A 22,241-nucleotide genomic window follows, 5' to 3' on the forward strand; every position below is an offset into this window, starting at 1 on the left:
ACACAGGCACTAACCCTTTATTTAGAACCATCCTTTATTGTTTAAATGGAAATTCTACACTCTCTGTTATAATCCTTCCGTTTCTTACATCTAAATTGCCCTCTGTTTTTCCATCCTTAGAAATTACATGCACAATATAAATTCCTTCACCAGGATAGTAGGCAACGTTTGTAATCTTAAAAGATTCTTCAGGGTAGTTTTCCTTAAGATAGGTGGTCACGATCTCTCTGCTCTTACCCTTTTCGGCGGGGTTACCATTAAGGAAGAAATAAATAAAACCAGACATGAGCAGCACAAGTACAAGAATAGATAATAAAATAGCTTTTCCCTTCATCGAGTACATACACCCCTTTTATTAACTTAATACTATTGTATTTATATTTTAGTGTAAAATTATACTATTTGGTGCTATTTCGCTTTAACAATAAGAAAAAGGGCAAAAAAGGAGCTTGGTACATGTGTACCAAGCTAAATTATGGGAAGTTTAAGAATAAGGTTCCTTAAACCTTAAGACTCAATTAAGTTATCTTTATAATAAGATAAACATTTGTAGAAGTTATAGAGAAGTTATGTGGAAATTGTGAAGATGACAAGTTTAATAATAATAGGCAAAAAAAAGGATTGGTACACGGGTACCAATCAAATTATGGGAAGTTTTTAAGAATAAGGTTCCTAAAAACCTAAGTCTTAAATAAGTTATCTTTATAATAGGATAAACATTTGTAGAAGTTATAGAGAAGTTATGTGGAAATTATGAAGATGAAAAAATTATTTTTTCATTGAGTGAAAATGGACAAAAAATCTAATAATAAGTTTGCCAGATTCAATTTATTATTAGGAGATGATTTTTTGAACAAATTTTTACCCAAATTCATGCTGTTGTTTCTTTCCTTTGCATTAATATTCCCAGCATTCACAAATGCGGAAGAGACCAAACAGGTCGAGCGGCAAACACAGCCGTTAAGTCAGAAAGCTTGCCAACTTAGGGTTGATTTGAGGCATCTTTGGAATGAACACGCTTTTTGGACAGAAAAGTTTGTAGTAAGTTCCATTGCAGGGCTAGAGGACCAAAAACAGGTGCTGGCTAGATTATTGAAAAACCAGGACGATTTTGGGAATGCAATTAAGCCCTATTACGGAGAGGAAGCAGGCAACAAGCTTGCACAATTGTTAAGAGGGCATATTCTGATTGCCGGCAAGGTTGTGGCTGCAGCAAAAAGCGGGAATCAGGCTGACCTCAAAAAATACAATACTGAATGGTTTAAAAATGCAGATGATATTACAAACTTTTTAACTGCTGCAAATCCTAACTACAATAAAAAAGAATTAAATGAAATGATGTATACGCATTTAAAACTGATTACAGATGGTGTGGTTGCCAAACTTAAAAAGGATTGGAATGCGAATATTACGGCCTTAGACAATAATCAAGAACATCTAATGCATATGTCAGATTTCCTTACAGATGGAATTATCAAGCAGTTCCCTAATAAGGTTTAAAAAAAATGGAGCCCAACTTAGTGGTTGGGACTCCATTTTTTAATGTGGTAAGAATGCAAGCTGATAAAAGAACAATACTGCGAATACATAAAGAAGGGGGTGAACCTCACGCCATTTTCCTTTGGCTATCTTCAGAAGCGGATAGCTGATGAAACCAAGTGCAATTCCAGTGGCAATGCTGGATGTTAGTGGCATACTCAGAATCACAAGGAATGCCGGAAAAGCTTCATCTAATTCGTCCCATTTAATATTTGCAATGCTTCCCATCATCATACTGCCGACAATGATAAGAGCAGGAGCCGTAATCGCAGAAATCCCTGAAACGGCACTGACAAGAGGTCCAAAAAATGCGGACATAATAAACAAAGCCGCAACCGTAAGGGAAGTTAATCCTGTCCGTCCGCCAGCCGCAACCCCAGAAGTGGATTCAATATAAGCAGTTGTTGGGCTTGTACCAAACATCGCTCCGATGGATGTTGCAACAGAGTCGGAGAGCAATGCTTGACGGGCGCGTGGTAATTTTCCATTTTTCATTAAACCTGCCTGATTTGCAACACCAATCATAGTTCCGGTGGTGTCAAAGATTGTTACTAGAATGAATGAAAATACAACTGCATAAAGACTGTGCTGAATGACATCACTTAAAGCTGAAATAGGGTTTCCTATAATTAAGCCCTCAGGAAGAGAAGGAAGTGAAACAAATCCTTGATCAAAAGAAAGTTGGTTGGTAAAAAAGGCAATTAGCCCAGTAATGATCATTCCCAAAAATAATGCTCCATTGATTCGCAGCGCCATTAGAATTAATGTAATGGCTAGTCCCACTATTGCTAACAGGGCTGAAGGAGATTGCAGGTCACCCAATCCGACAAGATTGGTAGGATGAGCAGTAATGATGTGAGTAAGTCTCAAACCAATAAAAGCAATAAATAAACCAATACCTGCTGTAATCCCGTGTTTGAGGTTATCTGGAATTGCATCAATTAATTTTTCTCTAAAGGGTGTTAATGACAAGATAACAAAAATAATACCGGCAATAAAAACGGCTGCAAAGGCTGTTTCATAGTTAATATTTTGCCCGCCGCCAACGACTGAATAGGCGAAGTATGCGTTAAGCCCCATTCCAGGTGCAATGGCGATTGGATAATTTGCGAATAATGCCATCCAAAGTGTCCCAACAACTGCAGAGATAATAGTTGCTGTGAATACTTGTTCAAATGGTACACCTGCGTCTGCGAGAATGACAGGGTTCACAACAACGATGTAAACCATTGTAAAGAAGGTTGTAATTCCCGCAAGTAGTTCTGTTTTTGTATTTGTTTGATTTTCTTTAAGTTTAAACATAGACTTCCTCCAAAAAGCGAACATTTTTTAACAACCTTTATATAATATTCGTTTCCAATGAGGATTTCAATCTTTCTTATTTTATCCCCAAACTTCATCGAGAGTTTCTCGAAATAACTGATTTAAAAGTTCGGTGGGGTTAGTATTATCGATTGATAATTCCTTTACGTATTGTTCTAAATGCCCAATCTCCCTATCCAGGAATTGATTAATGTTCTCAGTTCTAGGATTAGGATCAAGAATTTCACCAGCTATTTTTTGTTTGATAATGTCGTCGATTATATTTCTTATCTCACCGGTTGGAAGGATATCATGGACGAGCTGAGTAAATTTAATAGGCGGAAATTCTTTATGCTTTTCAATCCATTTAGCCGCCAATAGCGGGCGAAATATGTTGAAGTATCTTTTAATTTTTACTTCCTCACGATTTAAATAATCACGGTAATTTCCTTTTGCCATTTTTAAATAGTGATGGATGCCAGATATGGGAGAAAAAATATGGCTTTCTAACATTATCATTTTATTGATGCCAGAATACTCCTGGTAATAAATAATATCGGAGTGGAGCCATTCTAGCAGAGGTGGATTCGATTTGCGAAATAATCGTAATGCTTTGGTTAGTTCCCAGCCATTTAGGTCTAGTAGTTTGTCCACTTGAATTGAAAGCTTATCATGCTTCGGAACCTCTAGCACGTCTCGCCTTTGATCAATTGAGAGATACCATTCCTTTTTATGAACATAAATAAAGCGAATATCGTAGTCACTTTCCTTCGAAGGGAAGCCCCATGCTCTGCTCCCCGATTCACAGGCATAAAGGATTTTAACATCATACTCTATTTCAATTTGCTTAAGTACCTCTAAAATGTGTTCTCTCAACCTTAAAACCCCATTTATCAAATTTCTTAATTAACTTGATTCGTAAGCATAAATAATTCATTTTTACCTAGATTATCATGATTAATGCCATTTTGCACTTTGGCAGCAATTCAACAACAGCAAACAAGGCTTTGGGAATAACGCACTTCTTGTTGAATATATAAACAATAGGGCATTATTCCTTATTTAAGTTATTGAACAGGGGGAGATGAGATGTTATCAAGACAATTAATTATCTATTTTCTGCTTTGTTTAATTGCAATTTTGATGGTGAAGGAATTTTCTTTTAGTCCTGAGTCCTTTTCTGGTAACGGTAATCCCGTCATTCTAATTTATCCATTTGTGCTGCTGACGTTTACACTTTTTGGGTATGAGTTATTTTTAAAACTAAAGGGTGCTTCATTTAAAGGTTCTACTTGGCGAAATGTGGTCGTTTGTTCCTTTATCATCCTACTTGCAGCAAGTGTGTTAGAATTTGCCTATATTAACGAGTTAATTCAGAAATTAGGCGGTCCGCCCACAAATGAAGAATCACGAATTTATCGATTTCCTTGGTTAAATCAATACACGAATACGATCTTCGTTAATTTTTATACGTTCCTCATTTATGCTTCTACATTGACTTTCTTCACATCATTATTTCGCTGGAGGAGAAATACCCCATAATTGTAACAGTTTTCAAACAAGCCTCTTGTTTTTAACAGTCATTCTGGATAAATAGTTTCTTCCTAATAACATAATGTTTTTTGTTGTTGTTTCCATAAAATTTGCAATATAATAGGATTATAGATGTTCACATAATTGACAAATATCTTCAAAATATTGGAAATAAGTTAAACATAATGGGTAGATATGGAGGGATCTGAAATGATTAGAATGGCTGTGGCGGGTGTGTTGGGTTTTGTTCTAATTTTTATAGAATCCATGATTGTGATGAAACTAAAGGGTTATCATGGAATTGAGTTTGGCGGTTTAACACCATTTATTAACGTGTGGGCGATGAATTTCTTTTTAGTATTTGCTATACTCACCCAAATAACAAATTGGTATCAAGATCGAGTAGGTTTTGAAAGTGGAGAAGAAGATAATATCTATTAATAAATAAACGCCTCAATCAAATGATTGAGGCGACTTTTTTGTTACGGTTACGCATGTTGTTTTGCTGTTTCTTTCCCTTTCAAAACAGTTTTACGGATGAATGGAACCACCCAGCGGTCAAGACCAATGCGGCCAGCATTGTAACCAGCTGTTAAGATGATGAAGCCTAAGAATATGTCAGTCGGATTATGAGATACAGTACCTGCTAGGAAGAAAGAGAAGTTCATTACTAAACCAAAGAACATTGCTGCTGTTGTGAAGCATCCTAATAGAAGTCCTAAACCGATTAATGTTTCGCCCCAAGGAACGATGAAGTTAAACACGTCAATGTTTGGTAAAGCAAAGCTTTCTAAGAAGTTAACGTACCAGCCGTAAACCATGTTGCCATCTGGACCTTTTACGGGATTCTTTACTGCATTTCCTAGAAATCCAGAAGCGTCGAAGCCGCCTCCTGTTAATTTTCCTAAACCAGCTGTGAACCATGAGTATCCAAGATATAAACGAATGACAGTTAAAATAGCTGCAGAGATTTTGTTTTCTCTTAAAAATTTGTTAAACATAAAGCATTCCGCCCTTCAAAAATTAGTTTGTATTTGATAGTTTCACTATATAAGATTTTTGTAGTTAACGACATGACCATAGTGATAAGTTCACACTTTGTTAAAATTGTTTTGTCAGAATCTTGAACAACTTAGTTTATAAAACTTTGTATTTGTTAGGCAGCTGCATTTGCTTTGTGTTTGTTGCCTTCTGTTTTCATTGTTTTACGAAGGAATGGAATTACCCAGCGATCAAGACCGAAACGACCAGCATTATATCCAGCTGTTAAGATGATGAAGCCTAAGAATATGTCTGTTGGGTTATGAGAAACTGTTCCTGCTAAGAAGAAAGAGAAGTTCATCACTAGACCAAAAACAATAGCTGCAGTTGTGAAGCATCCTAATAGAAGTCCTAAGCCGATTAATGTTTCGCCCCAAGGAACGATGAAGTTGAACACATCAATGTTTGGTAAAGCAAAGCTTTCTAAAAAGTTAACATACCAACCGTAAACCATGTTGCCATCTGGACCTTTGACTGGATTAGCAATTGCTCCTTTTAAGAAACCAGAAGCATCGAAGCCGCCGCTTGTTAATTTTCCTAAACCTGCTGTGAACCAAGAATATCCAAGATATAAACGTAAGACTGTCAATATTCCAGCCGCGATTTTGTTTTCTCTTAATAAGTTCATAAACATTTTAAAGCCATCTCCTTGTTAAATATGTTTTAAATATTTACTACACTACTAATATAACAAATTAATCTCGAATTAAGGGTAAAATGCTCACTAATTCACATATTTGTAAAAAAGATATGAACAAATTGTAAACTCCTAAGTTTCTGTTGAATCTTGAAGATATGATTTATTTCTGAGCGAGGCCAAAAGAATGCACAAAATGTCATTTTGTCATGTGTGTCTAGGGCTAAGTCTGAGAAATTGGTATTAATCATTTGATTGCAAAAAAGACTCCCCCTTATTAATCCTGTAAGGGGAGTCTTATTACGCTTAACCTAAATATTTTTCTAATGGGTTCCAATAGTTCTCGCTCCAGCCAGTTGCAAGGTGTTCTACATCACTTTCAGGAAAACCGATGTGGTCAAAAATAAGAAGTGTTTTTGAGTCTTGCTCTTTAAGCTCGAACTTGGCAATGGAATAAATACCCTCTTCCCAGTTAGCTACACGCCAAGCTTGTACGATTCTCTTACCTGGTACCAATTCAATGTTTCTTCCAAAAATCATTCCTCCAAAACAGGAAAATGAACCGCCAGCTTCAGAACTAATTTCAGTGGGAGCTCCACCGGTAACCTCGCCGAATTGTTTAGAATCTGTCAGTGCTTCATAAATACGTAATGGACTTGCATTAAAAACTACTTCTTGATGAATTGCTTTAGTCATTTTTTTTCCTCCAATATCTATTGAGCAGTAGATAACTGCTTGTCTTTATCTTTTAACCATTCCACCAGCAATTCCACTGTCATGCTTTTTAACATATCAGAATGATTGTGAATTGCATGGTGCCACATAGTAGCCTCTACTTTACAACTGTCAGCAATTATATTTTTATAAATTAATGCATTGCTGCCAATGACCAAGGATCTACACCTGGATCTTTGCCTTCTGCAAAATCCTTTATCCTTGGCATGTAATGTGACCACCCTTGTTGGTGTGACGGAATTTCTTCAACAGGTAAATCGTAATGGGTTAAAATTAAATTTGTTCCCTTTTCATTGGGAATCAGTTTGAACTCAACCTTACTTGAGCCAGGAGGGACAACCTTCGATTTTTCCCATCCCCACGTCATCAAAATCTTTTCATAAGGGACAATTTCAAGATACTCTCCCATTGCGATATCACTTCCATTGACATCGATTCGGTATTTACCACCAATCCTTGGCTCAAGTAGAATATGTCTGCCCATCCATTTAACCATTTTGTCAGGGTCGGTAAAGAACGAAAATAATGTTTCAGGACGACATTCAATAAAGATTTCTTTTATTATTTTTTCACTATTCATTTGATTCATTTTTTCTCCTTTCTTCTTCTTCTGCAGCTTCTTTCAATAGAAGTAAACTATCATCCCAAAAACGGTCAATATACTGTTTAATTTCTGAAAAACCTTCCCTTCTGATTGAATAATACCGTTTCGTTCCCGCTCTCCGTACAACCACTACACCGGATTCTTCAAGAACTTTGAGATGCTGTGAAATTGCAGGTGCTGATATTTCAAAATGCGAAGCAATGGCACTAGAGGTAAGTTCTTTGTCTCTAACAAGATTAAGAATTTCCCTCCTTCTAGGTTCTGCGATAGCATGAATAACTTTTTCAATCATGAGTTTAATTTAGCATGCACTTAATTAAGTGTCAACTTAATTAATGGAATTTAATACATAGATATCATTTGGAAAAATAAAAGAATATATCACTAAAGTTGAATTTGAGAAAAGAATTTATAAAAAGTGATTTTATCTCTTGATAAAACTAATATTATTAGTTAAAATAAAACTAATAATATTAGTTAAGGAGGTTGGGTATTGTGAGAATGCTCAAAAAGGGATTTTTATTTCAAGTAACATTTATGGCCAATGTGTTTCCGGTAAATTGTTATTTGGTTGAGGAAGAGGAGAGCTTAACATTGATTGATGCAGCATTGCCTTATAGTATGAAGGGGATATTAAAGGCAGCCGAAACGATAGGCAAGCCAATTACAAAAATTATTTTGACGCATGCGCATGAGGATCATGTCGGTGCGCTTGATAAGATAAAAGAGGCACTACCAGATGTGCCTGTGTATATTTCGGTAAGAGATAACAGAATAATGCATGGTGACACATCGCTTGACGAGCATGAGCACCAAACCCCGATTAAGGGCGGCGTACCGAAAAAGCTGAAGACGAGGGCGAATGTATTATTGAAAGAAGGAGATCTTGTAGGATCATTAGCGGCTATCGAAACCCCTGGACATACACCGGGCTCAATGTCTTTCATGGATACTCGCACGAAGGCACTGATCGCTGGGGACGCTTACCAAACAAGAGGCGGGATTGCCGTAGCGGGAGACATAATGCGATGGTTTCCATTTCCCGCCTTTGGTACATGGAGTAAAGAAACTTCATTAGCTAGTGCAAAGAAATTAGTGAGCTATGAACCTAAGCTTCTTGCAGTCGGACACGGTGAAATCTTGGAGAATCCGATTGGAGAAATGGAACAGGCAATTAAGCGTTTTGAGCAGAAATTGAACTAAAGGAGGTGTCATGATGTCACCAAGACCAAAGGTTGGACTTGAATTAACAGAGATTCTGGAAGCAGCAGCGGAGTTAGCTGACCAATTTGGGATGCAGGAAGTTACCCTGGCAAATCTAGCGAAAAAATTAGGAATCCGTCCTCCGTCTTTATATAACCATTTTGATGGGCTGGGCGGGTTAAGAAAGAAAATGGCGATTTATGGGATAGACCGGCTATATGAGGTATTAGCCCAAGCGGCTATTGGAGTGTCAGGAGATGAAGCCATGCTAACTATTAGTAAAGCCTATGTTGATTTTGCACGGAAGCATCCCGGGGTTTATGAGGCAACTTTGATGGCACCGGATATGGAAGATGAGGATGTTCAGCATGCAGGTTCTAAGGTTGTCGATCTCATTGTTCGTGTTTTACAGGCTTATCGATTAGAAGGTGACACCGCCATACATGCAGTAAGAGGACTCCGAAGCATATTGCACGGCTTTTCTTCCTTGGAGCAGAGTGGCGGATTTAAAATGGCGGTAGATCTAAATGAAAGCTTGGAAATCATTATAAAAGCATTTACTCATGGTATGCGCGAAAACTAGTTTTTGATGAGAAAATCATTATCGAGATATCGTGATATAGACAAATCTAAAATGGACCAAAAGTTACCAAAACTGCGAAAACCATTGAAAACAATACGTTTTCGCTAAACTCAACAGGCTTGCCAAATGGCAAGTCTTCTTTTTTAAATAAGATGTTATAATGTAGGTAATATCTTGATCAAAGGAATGAGAATTATGCGCAAACTTGAGAGGTTAGGTTTAGTAGTGGACGTTGAAACAACCGGGTTAGGACCGACTACGGATGAAGTAATAGAACTAGCATTGAAATTGTTTTCTTATCGCACAGATACAGGGGAGGTCCAAGAAATTATTGAAGAAGATTCCTTTTTAAGAGAACCGCTTTCCAATTCTGCTAGAAGGAACTATGACCGTGCTTACCAAATCCACGGGATTCCCTATGAATTAGTAGAAGGGAAGAGTTTCACTGATGTAAAGATTAAAACGTATTTTCATCGTGCCGACTCAGTCTTTGCTCACAATGCTTCCTTTGACCGAAGCTTTCTCTATCATATGTACCCAGAAGTAAATGATTTAAAATGGTATTGTACAATGCGGGGGGTTAAGTGGAAAAACTATGGCTTTCCCAATGGTAAACTCCTAACGTTATTACAAGCCCACCAAATTACAAACCACCAAACACATAGAGCACTCGATGATATTACATACCTCTTGGACCTGCTCAAAAAAACAAGTCCAAATGGAAATCTCTATCTTCAAGAAGTACTCGAAAATGGTCCAATGAGAAAATATCAGCCCGCAGCTACTCGTACGAAAATGGGATAACTGCACACAAAACCAAAAGCAACAGACCAAACCCACTAAGATTTGGTCTGTTTTTTTATGAACTTTTTTGACTGTCCGCCTGAGGTGGACAGTGTCCACGAGCGGTGACAGGCACCGTTGGTACTATTATAAATATCTTTCCTCTACGATTTTGCAGTGGTGGATTTGGTGGCCAGCGATGATGTAGGCGATGGCTCTGGTGGTGATTTCCATTCCGTTGGCGTTGCCTTTGTTTGCCCATGCTTCGGCAGGGATGTTTTGGATTAGGTTGATGGTGGCGTTTCTAGTTGCTGTGAAGTCTTGAAGGATGTTTTCCATTGGTAATCTGTTGATTTGTGCACCCTCCACGTAATCGTTTTCGTTAAATCCTGCTAAAGGTGTTTGATCGCCGCGGCCTACACGCAAAAGGCGGTAGCTCATGATTCTTTCGGTATCGGTTATGTGTCCAAGCACTTCTTTAATACTCCATTTACCTGAAGCATAACGATATAAACCGACTTCTTCAGAGATGCCTTCAAAAAGTGAAACTGTCTTTTGAAGATTCTCTTTCAACAGCTGTAGTAAATCGCCTTCAGGAACTAGGTCTAAATACGGTACATAATAATCTGGATACTCATTTTTTGCTGGACGCTGAATCATTTGATTCTCTCCTTCCATTTTTTAGTCCACTTAGCAAGCCTATCATACTATTCATAATTATTAAATAATGCAGTAGATCAGACCACAATTTAATTTATCTGATAGTTTCTAAAAAAGAAAATATTTATTTTATAACCGCTTACAAAATATTATTGACGAATATTGTCGAGGGTGATATTCTAAGTATACAGTTAATTTGTTAGTTCATTAAACAAATTAATCAGAAGGTTCATCCATTCTCGAGAAGTCAAAATTAGTACTTGTGTAATTATGTAAAGGCATTCATAAAATAAGCTTCAATGCATCATAGCAATAATTTAAAGGGTTTTCATTCATTATTTAGAACGTTTTAATAGGAGGGTTAATAATGGCTAGAGCAATGCAAAAGAAAGTTGAAACCCCACAAACAGAGGGTCAGGCAGTACGTCCATTCGGCATGAAAGATAAGTTAGGTTATTTATTCGGTGATTTTGGAAACGATTTCTTCTTTATTCTAGTTGCAGCATTCCTTATGGTTTTTTATACTGATGTATTCCATCTAAATCCGGCTGCAGTTGGTGGGCTATTCTTCCTTGCACGTGTGTGGGATGCAGTAGCTGACATTACATGGGGCCGCTTCATCGATACAAGAAAAGCAACTAAAAATGGAAAGTTCAGACCATGGATTTTAAGAATGTCTGTTCCGCTTGTTGTTTCAGGTGTGCTGATGTTTGTTCATATCCCTGGTATGTCTGATGGGTTTTACCTTGCTTATGCATATGTAACGTATATTATTTGGGGAACATTATATTCTACTGTTAATATTCCTTACGGCTCAATGGCTTCTGTAATCACAGCTGATCCTGTAGAACGTACTGCATTATCTAGCTGGAGAACATTAGGCGCAAACTTAGCTGGTTTAATCATTAATGTTGTTGGACCAATGATTTTGTTTGTTGACAATAAAGCAGATGCTAATCGATTCATATTAGGTGCAATCATTTTCGGTGGTCTGGCAATCGCTTGTTATATTGCTTGCTATAAATTATCCGTTGAACGTATTGTGATGGATGAAACAAATAAACCAAAAGCGAACCTAGGCAAAACAATTAAAGGTCTTGGTAAAAACAAACCACTCATTTGGTTCCTTATTTCTTCTTTATTGTTCATGATCTGTTTTATGTTAATTAGTACTGTAAACGTTTATTTATTTAAAGATTACTTTGGAAACGCTAAAGCATTAAGTATGGTTGGTCTTCTTCAATCGGTTGCAGTATTTGTAGCTTTGCCAATGATCAAACCATTAGTTGCGAAATTTGGTAAAAAAGAAGTAGCTTCAGCCGGGTTATTACTTGCAGCACTTGTATACGCTGTTTTATATTTCCTTCCTAATCTAACATCAACACAATTTATCGGAATCTTAACAGTTGCTATGTTTGGATATGGTATTTTCAACCTTGTTATCTGGGCTTTCGTTACAGACATCATTGATTACCATGAGTATTTAACTGGTCTGCGTGAGGATGGAACCGTTTACTCAATCTACTCAATGGCTCGTAAAATCGGACAAGCTGTTGCCGGCGGTGTCGGCGGTGCAGCGATTGCAGCAGTAGGTTACAATTCAACTCTCAAAGCACAAACAGGTGAAACTTTACAAGGAATTCATACCCTAGGAACTTTAGTACCTGCAATTACACTTCTTGCAGTAGTCCTGCTAATTGTATTCTTATATCCATTGAACAAAAAGCGTACTGAACAACTTACAATTGATTTAGCTGAAAGAAGAAAAGCTTAATATTTTATATGAGGTAAGGTTGTTATGTCTGGTGCATAACAACCTTATCTTTTGCCTTAATAAAAAATCCCCTTTCAGAAAGTTGAAAGGGGATTTTTTGATAGTAATAGAAAACTATAAGTTAGATGTTAACGTTTGCAATTTCAGTGGTTTCAATATCATATTTTAAATTCAGCATCTGAACATCTAAGAAATGCTTGATCGCAAGGGCGCAAGCTCCTAATACCGCAGAGTTTCTGCCAATTGAAGAAATCTGTAGTGCACGGTAATGGCTAATGGAGGAATTCAAATTTCCTCTTATTTTATCAAGAGAATTCGGGTACAGGCGAAGAAGCTCACTATCAAGCACAAGCACATCAGGATTGTACATGTTAATCATATTATTTAGACCAATCGAGAGGTAGTAAAGAAATTGTTCCATCAATTGGTGTACTTCTTCATCGCCTTCAGCCAGCCATTTTTGAATATGATCATATGAGATACCTTTGATTTGTCTTTTTTCTGATAAATAATTGAAAATACTATTTTCAGAAGCATATTTTTCCCAGCAGCCTTTATTGCCACAATTACATTGAATTCCATTTGGAACAACAATCATGTGGCCAATCTCACCTGCAAATCCGTCATGCCCGCGAAAAAATTCGTTGTTCATCATCATTCCTAGACCAATACCAGAATAAAGAGTGGCAGATAACAAGTTATCTGTTTCATGGTGCACATATACGCGCTCAGCAAAAGCACTTAAATTCGCATTATTTTCTAGATAGACGTTATTGCCGATTTGCTTTTCTAGATCCGTTTTAAGGGAAATGTTATTCCAACCAAGGCGTGGTACATAGTGAATGATTTCATCTTTTCCAACAAGTCCATGAATCGCAATGACAATTCCGATAATTCCATACCGGCTGTCTGCATATGTAGCATTGTATTTTTTTATCTGGGTAACTAAGAGATTTAATAATTCTCCATAGTCTGTAGTATTAGTATCAATCCTATGTGAGCTGACCGGACTTCCCATAAGATCAGTAACAGTAAAAGATATGTGGTCATAATCAAGGTCAATGCCAAGAGCATAGCCTGCTTCATTGTTTAAAGACAGCATGATTGGCTTTCTTCCAACTGTATAGTGCTCTAGTTGTGTTTCTACAATAAGACCTTCTTCTATAATATCAGCTACCTGTGCCGAGATGGTCGCCCGAGTTAGAGCTGTAACTTTAGATAAGTCTGCTCTTGAAATTAAACCTTCTTTGACAATTTCTCTGAGAATAATCGAGCGATTTATTTTTTTTATATATGCCGCATCACCGGTAATCATTTATATCCTCCATTTCGAGCAGCTTTTTTACTATAGCCATATTATAACAGGTTATTTCAATAAGGTCTCATTGTGTTATATGTTTTTTAATAATACATAAACTGTTAATTGACGAAACAAAATAAAAATGATAAATTAGTAATGTAATTAATTTGTTTACTAAACAAATTAAGAAGAAGTTTTTATATAATTTTTTAATATATTTGTAAGGGTTTACAGAAAATATGGTAATTCAGGAGGAAATCGAATGAAAAACTTTTTAGAAAATGACTTCTTGCTAGGTACAGAAACATCCATAAAATTATATGAAAATGCAGCACAAGGATTACCGATTTTTGACTTCCACTGCCACCTTGATCCACAAGAGGTTTGGGAAAATAAGTCATATGAAAATATTACCCAATTATGGCTTGGTGGAGATCATTACAAATGGCGTACGATGCGTATGAACGGAATTGGTGAAAGATACATTACTGGCGACGCAACAGATTGGGAAAAATTCGCTGCATGGGCAGAGACCGTACCAAACCTAATTGGTAACCCTCTTTATCATTGGACCCACATGGAATTGAAAATGTTTTTTGGAATTGAAAAATTACTAAGCCCATCCACAGCTCGTGAAATATACGATGAATGTAATGAAAAGCTAAAAACTTCAGATTTCACAGCTAGAGCATTTATTGAAAAATCAAATGTAAAGTTTATTGGGACAACAGATGATCCTAATTCTACATTAGAATACCATCGATTATTGAAGAACGACGAAACCTTTGCACCAATTATTGCACCAACATTCCGTCCAGACGGAGCTCTTTTCATTGAGCGTCCTACATTTGGCAGCTGGATTGAGAAATTAGAAGAGGTTTCTGGAATTAAGGTAGATTCGGTTGAAGGTTTCTTGAATGCACTACAGCAACGTGTGGATTTCTTCCATGAAAATGGAGGCCGCGCATCTGATCATGATATTCAGAAGATGGAATATGTAGAAACAACACAGGAAGCGATTGAAGTTATTTTCAAAAAGAGATTGAGTGGAGAACAACTTTCCAACGATGAACTACTTTCTTACCGTTGTTTCTTATTAACTGAGCTTGGAAAAATGTATGCTGGAAAACAGTGGGTAATGCAGCTTCATATGGGGGCAATTAGAAATAACAATACAAAAATGAAAGAGCTTATTGGTACAGACACTGGCTTTGATTCAGTTGGTGAATCTAATTTTGCTGAAGGCTTGTCTCGATTCCTTGACGCCTTGGAGCAACAAGATGCTTTACCAAGAACCGTATTGTTTAACCTAAACCCTAAAGATAACCCAGTACTTGCAGGTATGATGGGTAACTTCTATGAAGAAGGCATTCCAGGTAAAATTCAGTTTGGATCTGGCTGGTGGTTTAACGACCATATCGATGGAATGGAAAAACAAATGAAAGATCTTGCAAACGTAGGTCTGTTGAGCCACTTTATTGGTATGCTAACAGATTCTCGCAGTTTCCTTTCATATGCTCGTCATGAATACTTCCGTCGTATTCTTTGCAACATTTTAGGTGAATGGGTAGATAAAGGACTTGCACCGAATGATATGGATTTCCTTGAGAAAATGGTTAGGAATATTGGCTACAAAAACGCAGAGAAGTATTTCTTAGTGCGTTAATTTAGATACAGTTGCTGGACTTCATGAAGTAGAATTGTTATGTTTATAATGAATATTATGTCGAATATCATCTAGCAAAATCATAAAGTGTTTGACAAAACTGCGAGTGAACATTGCTAAATAGGATTAAGAAAGAAAGAGGGATAAACATGTCTAAACAACAAATTGGTGTAGTTGGTTTGGCCGTTATGGGTAAAAACCTTGCTTTAAATATTGAAAGCCGTGGTAATTCTGTCGCTGTTTTCAACCGTTCTTATGACAAAACGGAAGAATTTTTAAAGAACGAGGCTGAAGGAAAGAACTTTGTAGGTGCACGTACTGTTGAAGAATTCGTAAATTCTTTAGAAAAGCCTCGCAAAATTTTATTAATGGTTAAAGCAGGTACTGCAACTGATGCAACTATTGACTCTTTAAAGCCATTTCTTGAAGAAGGCGATATCCTGATTGACGGTGGAAATACTTTCTTCCAGGATACAATCAGACGTAATAAGGAATTAGAATCAGCGGGCTTCCATTTTATTGGTACAGGTGTTTCCGGCGGGGAAGAGGGAGCGCTTAAAGGTCCTTCTATCATGCCTGGCGGTAAAGAAGAAGCTTATAATCTTGTAAGACCAATTTTAGAGGCAATCTCTGCAAAAGTAGAAGGCGACCCTTGCTGTACGTATATTGGTCCAAATGGTGCAGGTCACTATGTGAAAATGGTTCATAACGGAATTGAATATGGTGATATGCAATTAATTTGTGAAGCCTATTTTATTTTGAAAAATGTCCTTGGTTTAGATGCAAATGAGCTTCACGAGGTATTTGCTGAATGGAATAAAGGCGAGTTAGACAGTTATCTGATTGAAATTACGGCAGATATCTTTACAAAAGTGGATGAAGAAACTGGTAAACCAATGGTTGACTTAATCCTCGATACTGCTGGTCAAAAGGGTACTGGTAAATGGACAAGCCAAAATGCTTTAGACTTAGGCGTCCCACTTCCTATTATTACTGAATCAGTATTTGCCCGCTTTATTTCAGCAATGAAGGATGAGCGTATTAAGGCAAGCAAGGTTCTAACTGGACCTGAAGTTCGCGCTTTTGAAGGAAATAAAGAAGAGCTAATTGAAGCAGTTCGTAAAGCTTTATATATGAGTAAAATTGTATCTTATGCCCAAGGCTTTGCACAAATGCGTGCCGCTTCGGAAGAATACGATTGGAATCTTCGTTACGGTGATATTGCGATGATTTTCCGTGGAGGATGTATCATTCGTGCGCAATTCTTACAAAAAATTAAAGATGCTTATGATCGTGATCCTGAATTAAGAAATCTATTATTAGATCCTTACTTTAAAGAAATTGTTGAGAACTATCAGCAGCCATTACGTCAAGTGCTTGCTGTGGCAATTGAGCGTGGAATCCCTGTTCCATCATTTGCAAGTGCAATTGCTTATTATGACAGCTACCGTACAGAAACGCTTCCAGCAAATCTATTACAAGCACAACGTGACTATTTTGGTGCACATACGTATCAACGTATTGATAAAGAAGGAGTATTCCATACAAATTGGATGGAATAATGTATCCATAAAAAAATATTTATGAACCAACTGCAAAAGGAGACAAAAACTAGCCCTAAACGCTGTGATTGTCTCCTTTTCGTTTGTCTAAAAATCATAGTAAAAAAGCAATATAAGTCAAATAATAAATGTTATTGCGCAGTTTTAGAGAATGATTTTTGTTTCTAGCTGCAATATAATATAAATATGTTCAGTTAGTAAACTTAATATGTTAACGCTTACTTCTAAGGGTGTGAATGCAATGGAAAAGTTAGGTAGCTCTTCATTCAGAAAAAGAATAATGGATGAGTGGATATACGGTTTATACCGAATTCAGGGTGTTGACTTTTACAATTTTAATTTTCACTCCCATCAAGAATATGAGATCTATTTTTTTCACTCGGGTGATTGTAAGTATTTAATTAACAATCGGATTTACGAGTTGCAGCCTGGTGATATCATCCTATTGGACGGCATGACTTTGCATAAAGCTAATCCGGGAACAGACAGTACGTATACAAGAAGTATGCTTCATTTTTCACCTAAATGGCTGCAGGAATCATTAATTGGACTTGGTATCCCTAATTTGTTAGATCCGTTTAAAAAACTTAATAATGTCTTGCTTCGTACAGGTTACGATGAATTTGGACAATTTGTTGATGGGCGGATAAAGGAAATTGCTAGCTCTCTTACTCACATTGATGAAGAAATGCAGCGGACAGGTAAGAAAAATGAGCTTCTAGAAGCTGAAGTAAAACTTGAGTTGATTCAATTATTGATGGGAATTTACAAAATGAGTCAAAAAGAATTATCTCAAGTAACGAGTAAAAGGTCGGAAAAAGAACTTCATGCCGAGTCAATCGCATCTTGGATTAATGACCATTATACAGAAAAAGTTAGTTTAGACAGAATTGCGGCAGAGTTAAATCTGAGTAAGTATTATGCTTCACATGTTTTTAAAGAAGTCACTGGCTTTACGGTGATGGAATATGTGATGGCTTGCCGGCTTAACCAGGTAAAGTATTTGTTAGAAATGGAGCCTAATCAATCACTTACAGATGTGTCTCGTGCAACAGGCTTTGAGAGTGTTGCCCATTTCAGCCGTTTTTTTAAAGAGAAGGTCGGCGCCACTCCTTCACAGTATCGTAAAAAGAAACGAAGGTAGCCATATTCCTGGGAATAAGGAGGAAAAGAATAAATGAATGAAGATTTACTGATTTCAGGATTTTCAGATGAAATATCATCTGATTTTGATACCCAGCTTGAAGTTGTATCTAATTTAGGGATGAAATATATTTCATTACGTGGAATTGACGGGAAAAATATTGGTGATTTTACTGTAGATGATATTAAAGAAAATGTTCAGCCAAGGCTTCAAAAAGCTGGAATTAGCGTTTCATCTATCGGCTCACCAATTGGAAAGGTCTTCATCAATGATGAAGAAGGCTTCGCTAAACAAAAGTCAATGTTGGACACGCTTTGCCATATTAGTAACTTGCTTGATTGTAAATATATTCGTATCTTCAGCTTCTATATTCCAAAGGGTGTGGATGCGGATCAATATCGTAATGAAGTAGTAATTAAGCTTAAGGAATATGCTGCGATTGCGGAAAAATATAATGTTATTTTACTGCATGAAAATGAAAAGGATATCTTTGGTGATATTGCAAGACGCTGTCATGAGATTTTGACAGAAGTGGGTTCACCTTACTTTAAAGGGATTTTCGACTTCGCTAATTTCGTGCAGTGTGGTGAAGACACTCATAAGTGTTACAATCTCTTAAAGGATGAGATTGTTTATATACACATAAAAGATGCTGTAACACAGAATAGCCAAAACGTTGTCTGTGGAACTGGTGAGGGTAAAATTCCAGAACTCTTAACTCAGTTTATTGAGAGCGGATACAAGGGCTTTTTAACTCTTGAGCCACATCTCGTACTCTTTGATTCTCTTAAGGATTTAGAACTTGAGGATGCGACAGAGATTATTAAGGACAACAAAGGGCTGGATGGTGCAGGCGGCTACAAGCTTCAATATGAAGCACTTCTAGAAATTCTTAAAAAAATAGAAAGCGAGGAGAAATCACTATGAAAAATGTAAGATTAGGAATTGTTGGTCTTGGAGCACAAGGTGGAGCATACGCTGGATTCATAGCAGAAGGAAGAGTTAAAAACATGGTAATTGGAGCAATTTGTGACAATGACCCAGATAAAAAGGCAGTAGCAGCAGAAAAATATCCTGAAGTTCCTTTTTATGACAACTATACTGAAATGCTTGAGAGCGGTGACGTTGATGCAGTCGTGACATGTGTACCGCATTTCCTGCACCCAGAGATGGGAATCGAAGCGCTCGGCAAAAACATCCATGCATTAGTTGAAAAACCAGCAGGTGTTTATACAAAACAAGTAAAAGAACTAAATGAATTTGCGGCAACAAAGCCAGAGTTAACATATGCGATTATGTTTAACCAAAGAACAAACCCACTTTATCAAAAACTGAAAGAACTAATTGATAGTGGTGAAATTGGTAATATCCGCCGTACGAACTGGATGATTACTACATGGTGGAGACCACAAGGTTATTACAACCAAAGCGAATGGAGAGCAACATGGGGCGGCGAAGGCGGTGGTGTCCTTGTAAACCAAGCACCACACCAAATCGATTTACTTCAATGGATTTGCGGCATGCCTAAAAAGGTTTCTTCGACTGTTAAATATGGCTACCAACGTGATATCGCAGTAGAAGATGAAGTAACTGCTGTATTTGAATATGAAAACGGTGCAACTGGTGTATTTGTAACTTGTACACATGATGTTCTTGGAACAGACCGCTTTGAAATTTTAGGAGACAATGGAAAAATCGTTGTGGATGACAGCAAGAAAATTACCATCAAACGTCTAAATAAGCCTGAACCAGAAATGAATGCAACCATGGACATGAGAGATGTCATGAGCATTTTCATGGGTGGCGATACTTCCGATATATATAGTACAGAAGAGATTGTATTCGAAAGTGTATGGGGCGGACAACATATTGCTGTATTGGAGAACTTCGCGGCAAATATCGTAGAGGGCACACCATTAGTTGCACCTGGAAGCGATGGTATCAATGGGGTTGCCTTGGCAAACGCGATCCACTTATCAAGCTGGTTAGGTAAAGAAGTGGAGCTTCCATTTGACGAAGAACTGTTCCTAGCAGAATTAAACAAAAAAATTAAGGAAGAAAATAAGTTTCCTGAAAGACAATAGTCAATAAAACTATTAGAAATAAATAAATCAAACGAACTCATCGCAGCTCTTGCCATGGGTTTGTTTGTGAAGGGGATAGGCTGATGCTAAAAGTAGCAGTAATAGGACTTGGAGATATTTCTAAAATTCATATTCCAGCCATACAAGCTAACCCAAATGCTGAGTTAGTAGCAGTTTGTGATCTTGATGAATCATTAAAAGATACCGTGCCTGGGGTAAATTTTTATACTGATTATAACGAAATGCTTGAAAATGAAAACCTTGATTGTGTCCATAATTGTCTGCCTCACTATCTACACTACCCTGTAACAAAAGTTTGTGTAGAAAAAGGAGTTCATGTTTTTCAAGAAAAGCCGCTGGGCTTGAACACTGAAGAGGGACAGGCACTCGTAAAACTAGAGCAAGAAAATAGTGATGTTAAAATCGGTGTGTGTTTACAAAATCGGTATAATGAGTCGTTTGAAATGCTTAAAGAGATTGTCGAGAGCGGCGAATATGGCAAGGTCACAGGGGTAAAAGGTTTGGTGGCTTGGTATAGACAAAAGGCTTATTATGATGTGAAACCATGGCGGGGAAAAATGGAGTATGCCGGTGGCGGTTCAATGATCAATCAATCCCTTCATACCCTAGATTTAATGCAGCTTGTTGGCGGAAAAATCGACTCGATCAGAGGCTCAGTTGACCAATTGTTGGATTATGGGATTGAAGTAGAAGACACAGCATCTGCCCATATTCACTTTGAAAATGGAGCAAAGGGGTTATTTTTTGCGACTAACGCTAATGCAGTGAATTCCAGTGTTGAGCTCGAGGTAATCTTTGAAAAAGGAATATTCACTATTAAAGACAGCATTCTTATGAGGGTAAATGAAGACGGTAAGAAGGAAGAATTGGTAGAAGACGCTAAGCTGCCTGGTTCAAAATTCTATTATGGTGCCAGTCATACGAAAACGATTAATCAATTCTATAACTGTATTTTACAGGGCACTCATAATTATGTTCATGCAAAGGATGCTCTCGTATCCATACAAATGATTGATGCCATTCGACTTTCTTCAGAGACAAAACAAACGATTAAGATGGAGGGATAACCATGAAAAAAGGTAAAATCGGCGTTCAAATGATGATGCTAAAAGGTAAAGTAGAAGAACTTGGAGTTTATGAGACTTTGAGACAAGTGAGAGAGCTTGGCTATGGGGCTGTAGAAGTATCACAAATTCCAATGACAGCTGAAAATGTTGCGGAGTTAAAACGAGCAAGTGAAGATTTTGATATCAAGGTTGCTGCTCTTTCTGCAGCGCTTGAGCCAATGATGCCTGGTATGCCTGGCGAGACCTTGTCTAACGATTTTGATAAAATTGTAAGCGATTGTAAGACGTTAAACTGTAATTTCCTACGTATCGGTATGCTGCCTTTAACAACGATTGGACATAAAGATAAGATCATGGAATTTGTTCTGAAGGCTGATGCAGTGGCAGAAAAATTAGCAGAGCATGGCATTGAATTGTACTACCATAACCATCATATTGAGTTCCAAAAATATGATGGGGAGTACCTATTAGATATCATCAAGAACAATACTTCTAAAATTGGTTTTGAAATGGATGTCCACTGGATCCATCGCGGCGGTCTAAATCCTGTTGAAGTATTAAAGAATTATGCTGGCCGTGTATCTTTATTACACTTAAAAGACTACCGTATTGGGCAAATTGATTTGAGTGTTTTAGAGGGCGGATTCGACATGGGCAAATTTATGAATGCATTCACCAATGTGGTTCAATTTGCTGAACTTGGCGAAGGCAGCCTTGATATTAAAGCGATTATTGAAGCTGGTCTTGAAAGCGGCTCACAGTATTTCTTAGTAGAACAGGATGATTTGTATGGACGCGATCCATTTGATTGTCTAAAAGACTCTGCTAATCACTTAAGAGAATTAGGGTATGCTGACTGGTTTTAATATATTAAATAAATAACACCCTGGCGAATGCTGGGGTTTTATTGCATAAAAAAACCAATTCACATTTTATTTTTGTGAATTGGTTACGATTGGTTCGTGTAAATCAAATGGTAAGTAATCGCCGTTTTTCTCAAACT

24 protein-coding genes are annotated in these 22,241 nt (G+C 37.2%); 14 read left to right on the plus strand and 10 right to left on the minus strand.

Annotated features, from left to right (window positions below; translation table 11 throughout):
- Positions 1–34 precede the first annotated feature (34 nt).
- The gene (locus TR08_RS07065) at positions 35–334 is read right to left on the minus strand and encodes a YfjL-like protein (RefSeq protein ID WP_045516927.1); all 300 of its coding nucleotides are present in this window, start codon (positions 332–334) and stop codon (positions 35–37) included.
- Between the two features lie 539 nt (positions 335–873).
- Between TR08_RS07065 and TR08_RS07070 the strand changes: the two genes are divergently transcribed.
- Positions 874–1,500: a hypothetical protein gene (locus tag TR08_RS07070; RefSeq protein ID WP_045517161.1), complete on the plus strand. Its 627-nt coding sequence runs from the start codon at positions 874–876 to the stop codon at positions 1,498–1,500.
- A 39-nt stretch (positions 1,501–1,539) separates the two neighbouring features.
- On the opposite strand, the gene TR08_RS07075 is transcribed toward TR08_RS07070, so the two are convergent.
- A complete protein-coding gene (locus TR08_RS07075) occupies positions 1,540–2,841 on the minus strand; it encodes an NCS2 family permease (protein ID WP_045516929.1) in 1,302 nt (433 codons plus the stop codon).
- Between the two features lie 81 nt (positions 2,842–2,922).
- The gene (locus tag TR08_RS07080; protein WP_045516931.1) at positions 2,923–3,717 is read right to left on the minus strand and encodes a nucleotidyltransferase domain-containing protein; all 795 of its coding nucleotides are present in this window, start codon (positions 3,715–3,717) and stop codon (positions 2,923–2,925) included.
- Positions 3,718–3,930: 213 nt separating this feature from the next.
- Here TR08_RS07080 and TR08_RS07085 point away from each other — a divergent pair, with 213 nt between their 5' ends.
- Together TR08_RS07085 and TR08_RS07090 are read left to right on the plus strand one after the other, a co-directional pair.
- Positions 3,931–4,383 (plus strand): hypothetical protein, encoded by a 453-nt coding sequence (locus tag TR08_RS07085; protein ID WP_045516932.1) that lies wholly within the window; start codon positions 3,931–3,933, stop codon positions 4,381–4,383.
- A gap of 201 nt (positions 4,384–4,584) precedes the next feature.
- On the plus strand, positions 4,585–4,815 hold the full coding sequence (locus TR08_RS07090) for a hypothetical protein (RefSeq protein WP_045516934.1): 231 nt from the start codon (positions 4,585–4,587) through the stop codon (positions 4,813–4,815).
- 47 nt (positions 4,816–4,862) lie between these two features.
- Here TR08_RS07090 and TR08_RS07095 read toward each other — a convergent pair whose 3' ends face one another.
- The 5 genes from TR08_RS07095 to TR08_RS07120 all read right to left on the minus strand — a co-directional run bounded on the left by TR08_RS07095 (position 4,863) and on the right by TR08_RS07120 (position 7,683).
- Complete coding sequence (locus TR08_RS07095) at positions 4,863–5,375, minus strand: DoxX family membrane protein (protein WP_045516935.1); 513 nt, start codon at positions 5,373–5,375, stop codon at positions 4,863–4,865.
- A 155-nt stretch (positions 5,376–5,530) separates the two neighbouring features.
- Positions 5,531–6,049, minus strand: coding sequence for a DoxX family membrane protein (locus tag TR08_RS07100; protein WP_045516937.1), 519 nt, complete (start codon positions 6,047–6,049; stop codon positions 5,531–5,533).
- Positions 6,050–6,358: 309 nt separating this feature from the next.
- Entirely contained in the window at positions 6,359–6,748 is a 390-nt protein-coding gene (locus TR08_RS07105; RefSeq protein WP_045516939.1) for an SRPBCC domain-containing protein, read from the minus strand.
- 172 nt (positions 6,749–6,920) lie between these two features.
- Positions 6,921–7,376, minus strand: coding sequence for an SRPBCC family protein (locus TR08_RS07115; protein ID WP_052427371.1), 456 nt, complete (start codon positions 7,374–7,376; stop codon positions 6,921–6,923).
- The gene (locus tag TR08_RS07120) at positions 7,360–7,683 is read right to left on the minus strand and encodes an ArsR/SmtB family transcription factor (RefSeq protein WP_045516943.1); all 324 of its coding nucleotides are present in this window, start codon (positions 7,681–7,683) and stop codon (positions 7,360–7,362) included. The genes TR08_RS07115 and TR08_RS07120 overlap by 17 nt, the downstream gene beginning before the upstream one ends.
- A 203-nt stretch (positions 7,684–7,886) precedes the next feature.
- Between TR08_RS07120 and TR08_RS07125 the strand changes: the two genes are divergently transcribed.
- The 3 genes from TR08_RS07125 to TR08_RS07135 all read left to right on the plus strand — a co-directional run bounded on the left by TR08_RS07125 (position 7,887) and on the right by TR08_RS07135 (position 9,981).
- Positions 7,887–8,594 carry an MBL fold metallo-hydrolase gene (locus tag TR08_RS07125; protein ID WP_045516946.1) on the plus strand — a complete coding sequence of 236 codons (708 nt, stop codon included), beginning with the start codon at positions 7,887–7,889 and terminating at the stop codon, positions 8,592–8,594.
- A gap of 13 nt (positions 8,595–8,607) precedes the next feature.
- Positions 8,608–9,177, plus strand: a complete 570-nt coding sequence (locus tag TR08_RS07130) for a TetR/AcrR family transcriptional regulator (protein WP_045516948.1) — start codon at positions 8,608–8,610, stop codon at positions 9,175–9,177.
- Positions 9,178–9,372: 195 nt separating this feature from the next.
- Positions 9,373–9,981 carry an exonuclease domain-containing protein gene (locus tag TR08_RS07135; RefSeq protein WP_045516949.1) on the plus strand — a complete coding sequence of 203 codons (609 nt, stop codon included), beginning with the start codon at positions 9,373–9,375 and terminating at the stop codon, positions 9,979–9,981.
- Positions 9,982–10,107: 126 nt separating this feature from the next.
- Here the strand turns inward: TR08_RS07135 and TR08_RS07140 are convergent, their stop codons facing one another.
- The gene (locus TR08_RS07140; RefSeq protein ID WP_045517166.1) at positions 10,108–10,620 is read right to left on the minus strand and encodes a DinB family protein; all 513 of its coding nucleotides are present in this window, start codon (positions 10,618–10,620) and stop codon (positions 10,108–10,110) included.
- A 367-nt stretch (positions 10,621–10,987) separates the two neighbouring features.
- Here TR08_RS07140 and TR08_RS07145 point away from each other — a divergent pair, with 367 nt between their 5' ends.
- Complete coding sequence (locus TR08_RS07145) at positions 10,988–12,394, plus strand: MFS transporter (protein ID WP_045516950.1); 1,407 nt, start codon at positions 10,988–10,990, stop codon at positions 12,392–12,394.
- Between the two features lie 121 nt (positions 12,395–12,515).
- Here TR08_RS07145 and TR08_RS07150 read toward each other — a convergent pair whose 3' ends face one another.
- Complete coding sequence (locus tag TR08_RS07150; RefSeq protein ID WP_045516951.1) at positions 12,516–13,709, minus strand: ROK family transcriptional regulator; 1,194 nt, start codon at positions 13,707–13,709, stop codon at positions 12,516–12,518.
- A gap of 247 nt (positions 13,710–13,956) precedes the next feature.
- On the opposite strand from TR08_RS07150, the gene uxaC reads away from it, so the two are divergent.
- From uxaC to TR08_RS07185, 7 genes are all read left to right on the plus strand, one after another.
- On the plus strand, positions 13,957–15,360 hold the full coding sequence (gene uxaC, locus TR08_RS07155; protein ID WP_045516953.1) for a glucuronate isomerase: 1,404 nt from the start codon (positions 13,957–13,959) through the stop codon (positions 15,358–15,360).
- A gap of 149 nt (positions 15,361–15,509) precedes the next feature.
- A complete protein-coding gene (gndA, locus tag TR08_RS07160; RefSeq protein ID WP_045516954.1) occupies positions 15,510–16,922 on the plus strand; it encodes an NADP-dependent phosphogluconate dehydrogenase in 1,413 nt (470 codons plus the stop codon).
- 241 nt (positions 16,923–17,163) lie between these two features.
- Entirely contained in the window at positions 17,164–18,066 is a 903-nt protein-coding gene (locus TR08_RS07165; RefSeq protein WP_052427372.1) for an AraC family transcriptional regulator, read from the plus strand.
- 33 nt (positions 18,067–18,099) lie between these two features.
- A complete protein-coding gene (locus TR08_RS07170) occupies positions 18,100–18,993 on the plus strand; it encodes a sugar phosphate isomerase/epimerase family protein (protein WP_045516956.1) in 894 nt (297 codons plus the stop codon).
- On the plus strand, positions 18,990–20,150 hold the full coding sequence (locus TR08_RS07175) for a Gfo/Idh/MocA family protein (RefSeq protein ID WP_045516958.1): 1,161 nt from the start codon (positions 18,990–18,992) through the stop codon (positions 20,148–20,150). The genes TR08_RS07170 and TR08_RS07175 overlap by 4 nt, the downstream gene beginning before the upstream one ends.
- An 83-nt stretch (positions 20,151–20,233) precedes the next feature.
- Positions 20,234–21,238, plus strand: coding sequence for a Gfo/Idh/MocA family protein (locus TR08_RS07180; protein ID WP_045516960.1), 1,005 nt, complete (start codon positions 20,234–20,236; stop codon positions 21,236–21,238).
- 2 nt (positions 21,239–21,240) lie between these two features.
- Positions 21,241–22,104 (plus strand): sugar phosphate isomerase/epimerase family protein, encoded by an 864-nt coding sequence (locus TR08_RS07185; RefSeq protein WP_045516961.1) that lies wholly within the window; start codon positions 21,241–21,243, stop codon positions 22,102–22,104.
- Positions 22,105–22,241 lie beyond the last annotated feature (137 nt).

The organism is Neobacillus niacini (assembly GCF_000759675.1).
GTDB classification, from domain to species: Bacteria; Bacillota; Bacilli; order Bacillales; family Cytobacillaceae; genus Neobacillus; species Neobacillus niacini_A.